Origin of the sequence: Prevotella sp. MGM1, from assembly GCF_002933775.1 — a bacterium.
In the GTDB taxonomy this organism is placed as follows: domain Bacteria; phylum Bacteroidota; class Bacteroidia; order Bacteroidales; family Bacteroidaceae; genus Prevotella.
The window spans coordinates 1-1,702 of record NZ_BEWV01000142.1; the positions used below are offsets into that span (position 1 = coordinate 1).

The 1,702-nt window shown below is 53.2% G+C and carries 1 protein-coding gene; it reads right to left on the reverse strand.

Features of this window, described 5'->3' with window-relative positions:
• Window positions 1-383 precede the first annotated feature (383 nt).
• Window positions 384-1,702, reverse strand: a 1,319-nt coding sequence (locus MoGM_RS05610) for an LTA synthase family protein (protein WP_146078656.1), incomplete at its 5' end; no start/stop codon positions are given.

Here is a 1,702-nt window from a genome sequence, read left to right on the forward strand (position 1 = left end):
CGTTATTAAAGCCAATTAAAGTCCGATTAAAGCCCCGTTAAACACCGATTAAACGGACCGCCCCAAAAATTAAAGCCGGATTAAAGCAAATTCAAGTTTTTGCACGTTTCGTTTTTCCCGACCAACCACTCCCAAACCGCCAAAACACACTGAACATCAGCACATTTCACAGCCGACCGACATTCACACCGTTGCTCGCTTCGTTTTCATGCCCATAGGTAGAAGAGTAAATAAGGTATAAAAACTGCGTTTAAGCTAAACCGCACACCTCCGAAAGTTTTTAACTGCACCCCAAAAGTTAGACAAATAACTTTTGGGGTGCAGTTTTTTATACATGGTGACTCTTACTTTTTTACCTTTCTACCTTTTTACCTTTAAACAAATTATCTGTTTCCCAAGTCGTCATATATGCTTTGCATAACGGCTTTTCCAAGTTCGGCTCTTCTGTCGGCGGCCGTTTTGTCGCCGGATGTCGTTGCCGGTCGGTATTCCGATATCCGGTTTCCGATGATGTCGTATACGGTGTGTCCCGTGCTGTCGGCGAAGCCGAAACCTTCCTTGAAAGTGAAGAACGCGAACGGGTAGCGGTATGCCGGGCTGAGCACGTCGCGGCTGAACGTATAGTCTTCGTGGCCGATGCCCAACTGTGCGAGCAGTGTGGCCGCCATGTCGCTCTGGTTCATGACGGTGCTTACCGTCTTATGCGCTTTCACTGCCCCGCCTATCCACAACATGGTGTTGCGGTGGTGTTGCTCGTGGGTGATGTTAGCTGGATATTGGAAACCGTGGTCGGGTATGCAGATGATGAGCAGGTTGTCCCACAGCGGAGTCTTGCGCATGCGCTCCACGAACCGTCCGAGACACTCGTCCGTATATGCGAAAGCGTTTGGTATCTGCTCTTTGAGCCTGTTGTAAGGTACTTCGAACGGCTCGTGACTGCTCAGCGTGAGGAAACCGATGTGCCACGGGTGGTGCTTCTGCGCGCCGATGATGCTGAACAGACTGTCGAACGTCACTCCGTCGTCGGCTCCCCACGGGTTGTCTTTCTTCTTGTCGGCAGGGAAGTCGCTGTCGCTGATAATAGTGCCGTAACCGCCCGTGCGCAGATAGCTCTGCATGTTTGTGAAATTTATGTCGCCGCCGTACAGAAACGTGCTTCTGTATCCCTCGGCGTTGAGGGTGTTGGCCATGCAGGGCAGCGTGCGGCTCTTTATCGGCAGTTTCATCACCGAGAGGGTGGGGAACGCCGGATAGCCGCTCAGTGCCGACACCATGCCGCGGTCTGTGCGGAAGCTGTTTGAGTAGCAGCGGGTGAATATCACGCCCTCGGCGGCCAGCCGGTTGTAGTTGGGAGCGATGTCGGCCCGTCCGCCGACTGCCTCTACAATCTGCCCGCCGAAACTTTCCATCAGTATCAGCAGCACGTCCGGCCGTCGTGTGTTGAGCAGCGAGGCAGTGTCTGCGGGTGTCTGCGGGTAGAGGCTGCGGAAAAGACTTGCCCGCCGCGGCTCGTCGAAATATTCGAACTCGTCGGCATAATTCTCGGCCTTGCCCAAAGAGTAGAGCATACTGAACATCGGATTGACGGCAGAGTGGTTCAGATACTCGTCTTCGCTGAAATAAACCTTGCCTATGTTGGCCGTCGACTCGCCCAGTCCGCCGCGGATAGAAATGCCGAGCGGTATCATGAGCAGTATGAAAG